The sequence below is a fragment of the Kribbella sp. NPDC050459 genome, from assembly GCF_040655315.1.
Lineage (GTDB): Bacteria > Actinomycetota > Actinomycetes > Propionibacteriales > Kribbellaceae > Kribbella.
The window spans coordinates 338040-344195 of record NZ_JBFAJQ010000009.1; the positions used below are offsets into that span (position 1 = coordinate 338040).

Here is a 6156-nt window from a genome sequence, read left to right on the forward strand (position 1 = left end):
CAGTTCTGAGCCGCAGCGCGGATGGGATTTTCATGACTGAATCGCAGGATGCCGACGTCGACCCGCGGATGTACGAGCAGTTGAAGCTCGACCGCCCGCACGGCGCCCGGGTGTACGACTACTTCCTGGGCGGGAAGGACAACTTCGCGATCGATCGGCAGGCCGCCGAGCACTTGCTGCAGGCCTTCCCCGGCTTCCGCACCGCCGCGCTGTCGAACCGGATGTGGATGCACCGCGCGGCGAAGTACGCCGCCGAGCAGGGCATCACGCAGTTCCTGGACGTCGGCACCGGCATCCCGACCGAGCCGAACCTGCACGAGGTCGTCCACGAGATCGTCCCGTCGGCGCACGTGGTGTACGCCGACAACGACCCGATCGTCCTCGCGCACTCCCGCGCGCTGCTGGTCAGCACCCCGGAGGGCCGGACGGCATACCTCGAGGCCGACGTCACCGACCCGCAGTCGATCCTGCAGTCGGACGAGGTCCGGGAACTGATCGACTTCAGCAAGCCGGTCGCGCTCAGCATCGTCGGCGTCTTCCACTACCTGCCGGACCACCTCAAGCCGTACGACCTGGTCCGTCAGCTCGTCGAGCCGCTCGCCCCAGGCTCGCTGCTGATCTTCTCGCACTGCACCCCGGACTTCGCGCCGGAGCTGTGGGAGCGGGCGATGGTGGTCTACAAGGCCGACGGCGGCGACGCGCAGGTGCGCAGCAAGGAAGAGGTCACCGAGTTCTTCGAGGGCACCGAGCTGATCGAGCCCGGCGTCGTGTCGCCGTTCCGCTGGTATCCCGACGCGGAGACCCAGCGCATGGTCGACAAGGGCGAGTTCACCGACGTCATGTGCAGCCTGTGGGTGGGTGTCGGCCGCAAGCCGTGAGCCGCAGCGAGTATCCGCACCACCTGGCGATCACGCTGCGGTGGAAGGACAACGACGTCTACGGGCACGTCAACAACGTCGAGTACTACAGCTTCTTCGACACGGTCATCAACGACTTCCTGATCCGCCGCGGTGGGCTCGACATCCACCGCGGCGAGGTGATCGGGTTGTGCGTGGACTCGCAGTGCACGTTCAAGCAGTCGCTCGAGTTCCCCGGTGTCGTCGACGCCGGGTTGCGGTGCGGGCAGCTCGGCACCTCCAGCGTGCGGTACGAGATCGCCTTGTTCCGTGAGGATGCGGACGAGCCGGCCGCGACCGGCCGGTTCGTGCACGTGTTCGTCGGGCGGCACGACCGTCGCCCGATCCCGGTTCCCGACGGGATCCGCGCGGCCCTCGAAGGGATCACGCGATGATCGTGCGCGGCGCCGTCCTGCGGGAGATGGGCCGGCCGGCGCCGTACGCCGCGTCGCGGCCGCTGCAGGTGGAAGACGTCGAACTCGCGCCGCCGGGGCCGGGGGAGTTGCTGATCCGGATCCGCGCGGCCGGGCTGTGCCACTCGGACCTGTCGGTGATCGACGGCTCACGCCCACGGGTGATGCCGATGCTTCTCGGTCACGAGGCGACCGGCGAGGTCGTGCACTCCGAGGCTCCCGGTTTCGCGCCGGGCGATGTCGTGGTCTGCGCCTTCGTCCCCGCTTGCGGCAACTGCGCGCCCTGCGCCGAGGGCCGCCCCGCCTTGTGTGAACCAGGTGCCGCCGCGAACACCGCCGGCACCCTCCTCACCGGCACGCGCCGCCTCACCACGACCGACCGTCCCGGGGAGCTGCACCACCATCTCGGGGTGTCCGGGTTCGCGGAGCATGCGGTGATCTCGGCGCATTCGGCCGTGAAGATCGATCCAACTCTTCCGCCGGAAATCGCGGCCCTCTTCGGCTGCGCGGTCATGACCGGCGTCGGCGCGGTGGTCAACACCGCCCAGGTCCGCGCAGGCCGCAGTACCGCAGTCTTCGGTCTCGGCGGCGTCGGCCTGTCCGCACTCCTCGGCGCCGTCCTCGCCGGAGCGCACCCGATCGTCGCCGTGGACGTCGTCCCCGCCAAACTCCAGCTCGCGCAGGAGCTCGGCGCGACCGCGGTGGTGGACGCCCGCGCCCCCGACGCGGTCGACCAGGTGCGGGAGGCGACGGCGGGCGGCGCGGAGTACGCGTTCGAGACCGTCGGCAGCGCGAAGGTGCTCGAGCAGGCGTACGCCGTCACCCGCCGCGGCGGCACCACGATCACGGTCGGCCTGCCGCACCCGTCGCAGGCCTTCACCGTGCCCGCGGTCAGCCTGGTCGCGGAAGAGCGCACGGTGAAGGGCTCGTACCTCGGTTCGTCCGTGCCGTCCCGCGACATCCCGCGGTACGTCGCCCTGTACCGAGCCGGGCGGCTACCCGTCGACCGGCTGCTGACCGCGACCGTCGGACTCGACGACCTCAACCAGGCCTTCGACGATCTCGCCGCCGGTACGTCGATCCGTCAGGTGCTGCTGTTCTGAAGGTTCTCGGCGGCCTTCTGGAACGTGTGGTCGTTGCGGTCCTGTGCCTCGTCGGTGTAGTTGTCACCGAAGAACTCGGCGGTGGCAACCGGCCGGATCTCCAGCAACCCGGACGTCTCGGGATTGCCGCCGGCGGTCGCGTCCGCGGCGATACAGCGCCAGCCCCACTCCATCGCCTCCTCGCGGGACGCGACCTCGATCAGGCAGAACCCGGCGATCAGCTCCTTGGTCTCGGCGAACGGCCCGTCGACCACCCGGCGCTTGCCCTCGTCGAGCTGCAACCGGAAGCCGTGCGAGCTCGGCAGCAGCCCGTCGCCCGCGAGCAGGACGCCCTTCTCCGCCATCTCGGCCATCACCAGACCCATCGCGGTCAGGCCCTCCTCGGTCGGAGGCTGCCCGGCCTCGGACGCGTCGTTGGCCTTGAACACCATCATGAACCGCATCGAACCCTCCCAAGTCGACGTTAAATCCCGAGACGAATCTATACAGCGGCGGGGACCATCCGGCAGGCTACGCTCAGTGCGTTCGCGTACACCGCTCGTGAGAATGTCAAGTGAGGCACGCCGGAGTACCTGAGGAGTTCCCGCCCCCATGCCCAACCGCCCCCGCCCCAAATCGCGCCGGATCGCAGGTCTCGCCTGTGCCGGCGCCGTCGTTTTCGGATCCCTGGCCGTCGCGCTCGGCAACCAGGCCGACGCCCAGCAGCCCGCCCCGCTCCCGATCGACCAGCTGCTCGGCCAGGAGCTGCAGGGCAAGGCCGCGCTCGGCCGCGTCCAGTCCCGGCTCACCGAGATCGCCGCGCAGAACAAGTTGTCCACAGACCACCTCCGGCAGATCCTGGCGACTGACCGGACCGCTTGGCTCGACCGCGGCGGCAAGCTGTTCTATCGCGAGCCGGTCGCCACCAGGAGCGAGCTGAAGGCGGCTGCGTCGCCGCGCTGGGCGACCCGCGCCGTCGCCGGTGCGACCGGTCCGGCGTTCGAGCTGCACAGCAAGCCGGGGTCGAACAGGGTCATCTACCTCGACTTCGACGGCCACACCATCACCGGTACGGCGTGGAACACCGGCGGCAAGCCGGCCACCGTCAACGTCACGCCGTACGACACCGACGGCAACACGAGCAACTGGAGCACGGCCGAGCAGGACGTCGTCCGGGACGTCTGGGCCCGGATCGCCGAGGACTACGCGCCGTTCGACGTCGACGTGACCACGCAGGAGCCGGCGGCGTCCGCCATCAAGCGAAGCGGTTCGTCCGACCAGCAGTACGGGACGCGCGTGCTGATCGACCCGACCACCTGGTACCAGTCGGGCTGCGGGTGCGGCGGCGTCGCGTACGTCGGTGTGTACGACAACACCAGCAACCACTCGTACTACCAGCCCGCTCTGGTCTTCACCAAGGGCGTCGGTACCGGCGCGAAGAACATCGCCGAGGCCGCTTCGCACGAGGCAGGGCACAACGTCGGCCTCTCGCACGACGGCACCTCGTCCGTCGGGTACTACGCCGGTCACGGCGCCTGGGCGCCGATCATGGGCGTCGGCTACTCGAAGGCGATCAGCCAGTGGAGCAAGGGCGAGTACTCCGGCGCCAACAACAAGGAAGACGACTTCGCGGTGATCGGCCAGAACGGGCTGGCGCTGCGGGGCGACGACCACGGCAACGGCACCGGTGACGCCACCGCGCTGACGCTCGGCACGAGCGTGAAGGGCGTCTACGCCAACGACTCCGACGTCGACACCTTCCGGATCGACCTCGCGGCCGGCACGTTCACGTTCGCCGCGTCGGCGGCCGCGTCCGGCGCGGACCTGGACATCAGGCTCCAGCTGCTGAACTCGTCGGGCGGTGTCGTCGCCACCGCGGACCCGGCGTCCGGGCAGTCCAACTCGGCCACACCGACCGGGCTGAGCGCGAGCATCAACCGCCAGGTCGCGGCCGGCCGCTACTACCTGCGGATCGAGAACACCGGATACGGCAACCCGCTGAACACCGGCTACTCGACGTACGGCAGCCGCGGCGCTTACACCGTCCGCGTCACCGCCGGCTGACACCCCTCTGGCCACCCCGGGGCCGCCGATCCCACCGAGATCGACGGCCCCGGGGTCTTGTTCGGGGGGATCCGCCCACCCGGGGGGACGTGAGGAGGAACCCGCAGTGAACAGAATCCGCCGCACCGGCGCGCTCGCGTGTGCCGGTGCTGTCGTTTTCGGAGGCCTGGCCGTCGCACTCGGCGCCCAGGCCGATGCGCAACAGACTCCGGTGGACCAGTTGCTGTCCACACCTTTGGCCGGCGCCTCGGCGCTCGGAAAGGTCCAGTCGCGGCTCGCCGAGGTTGCCGCGCACAACGGCGTACCGACGGACCAGTTGCGGCAGATCCTTGCCACCGACCAGACCGCGTGGCTCGATGCCGACAGCAAATTGTTCTTCCGCGAGCCCGGCCTGCCGGCCGCGCAGAAGGCTCCTTCGACATCACCCCGGTGGGCTCGTACGGCGACCAAGGGCGCGACCGGTCCGGCGTTCGAGCTGCACAGCAGGCCGGGCTCGAACCGGGTCATCTACCTGGACTTCGACGGTCACACCATCACCGGTACAGCGTGGAACGCGTCGAAGGGCATCGACCCCGTCAACGTCTCGGCGTACGACACCGATGGCGATCCGGCCGGTTGGAGCACCGCCGAGCAGGACGTCGTCCACGAGGTCTGGGCTCGTGTCGCCGAGGACTACGCGCCGTTCGACGTGGACGTGACGACGCAGGAGCCACCGCAGTCCGCGATCGACCGGTCGGACGCGTCGGACCTCGCGTACGGAACGCGGGTGTTGATCGATCCGGACACCTGGTACCAGTCCGGGTGTGGCTGCGGCGGGGTCGCGTACGTCGGTGTGTACGACAGCACCAGCCAGCACGACTACTACCAGCCGGCGCTCGTGTTCACGAAGGGCGTCGGCACTGGCGCGAAGAACCTCGCCGAGGCCGCGTCGCACGAGGCAGGTCACAACGTCGGCCTCTCGCACGACGGTACGTCGACGGTCGGGTACTACCAGGGCCACGGCGCGTGGGCGCCGATCATGGGCGTGGGGTACTACCGCGGCATCAGCCAATGGAGCAAGGGCGAGTACGCCGACGCGAACAACAAGGAAGACGACTTCGCGGTCGTCGGCGCGCACGGCCTCGCACTGCGCGCGGACGAAGCCGGTGACACTGCGGGCGACGCCGCCGCGCTGGCCGTTGGTACGCCGGCGTCGGGGGTCATCGCGGCCGAGGAGGACACTGACGTCTACGGTTTCGATGTCAGTGCTGCCGGCAACTACACCGCGACGGCGAGCGCCGCTCCGAGCGGTGGCAACCTCGACATCAAGCTGGACCTGCTGGACAGCGCCGGCGCGATCGTTGCCTCGAACGACCCGGCATCCGGGCAGAGCGACGCCGGTACGCCGATGGGGCTCGGCGCGAGTGTTAGCGGCAGCTTGCAGCCGGGTAGGTACTACCTGCGGATCGACAACGTGGGCTACGGCGACCCGCTGAACACGGGCTACTCGACGTACGGAAGCCGCGGCGCCTACACCCTCGGCATCTCGCCCTCCTGATCCCTGTGGCTGGTCGGCCTCTGGCGGGCCGACCAGCCACAGGCCTCGCTCTTAGGTCCTGTCTGGTGGTCCATCGCCTACTGCGGGGCACTCGGCACGGCACCTCGCCGCACGGGTGCAAAGGCCACGATGCTCCGCATCGAGACCTTCGCCCCCGCACGCCG

Annotated in this window: 6 protein-coding genes; 5 read left to right on the plus strand and 1 reads right to left on the minus strand. The window is 69.6% G+C overall.

Going from position 1 to position 6156, the window contains the following annotated elements; translation table 11 throughout:
- Window positions 1-32: 32 nt before the first annotated feature.
- Genes AB0I12_RS28050 through AB0I12_RS28060 form a run of 3 tightly spaced genes read left to right on the plus strand, consistent with a single transcriptional unit; the run spans window position 33 to window position 2412 of the window.
- Window positions 33-878 (plus strand): SAM-dependent methyltransferase, encoded by an 846-nt coding sequence (locus tag AB0I12_RS28050; RefSeq protein ID WP_359935034.1) that lies wholly within the window; start codon window positions 33-35, stop codon window positions 876-878.
- Window positions 875-1291: a thioesterase family protein gene (locus tag AB0I12_RS28055; RefSeq protein ID WP_359935036.1), complete on the plus strand. Its 417-nt coding sequence runs from the start codon at window positions 875-877 to the stop codon at window positions 1289-1291. Before AB0I12_RS28050 ends, AB0I12_RS28055 begins: the two co-directional genes overlap by 4 nt.
- Entirely contained in the window at window positions 1288-2412 is a 1125-nt protein-coding gene (locus AB0I12_RS28060) for a zinc-dependent alcohol dehydrogenase family protein (protein WP_359935038.1), read from the plus strand. Before AB0I12_RS28055 ends, AB0I12_RS28060 begins: the two co-directional genes overlap by 4 nt.
- Here the strand turns inward: AB0I12_RS28060 and AB0I12_RS28065 are convergent.
- Window positions 2394-2855 carry a YciI family protein gene (locus tag AB0I12_RS28065; protein WP_359935040.1) on the minus strand — a complete coding sequence of 154 codons (462 nt, stop codon included), beginning with the start codon at window positions 2853-2855 and terminating at the stop codon, window positions 2394-2396. The two genes, AB0I12_RS28060 and AB0I12_RS28065, sit on opposite strands and share 19 nt — an antisense overlap.
- 148 nt (window positions 2856-3003) lie before the next feature.
- Between AB0I12_RS28065 and AB0I12_RS28070 the strand changes: the two genes are divergently transcribed.
- On the plus strand, window positions 3004-4455 hold the full coding sequence (locus AB0I12_RS28070; protein WP_359935042.1) for a M12 family metallo-peptidase: 1452 nt from the start codon (window positions 3004-3006) through the stop codon (window positions 4453-4455).
- Between the two features lie 106 nt (window positions 4456-4561).
- A complete protein-coding gene (locus AB0I12_RS28075) occupies window positions 4562-5992 on the plus strand; it encodes a pre-peptidase C-terminal domain-containing protein (RefSeq protein ID WP_359935044.1) in 1431 nt (476 codons plus the stop codon).
- The last annotated feature ends 164 nt before the right edge of the window (window positions 5993-6156 follow it).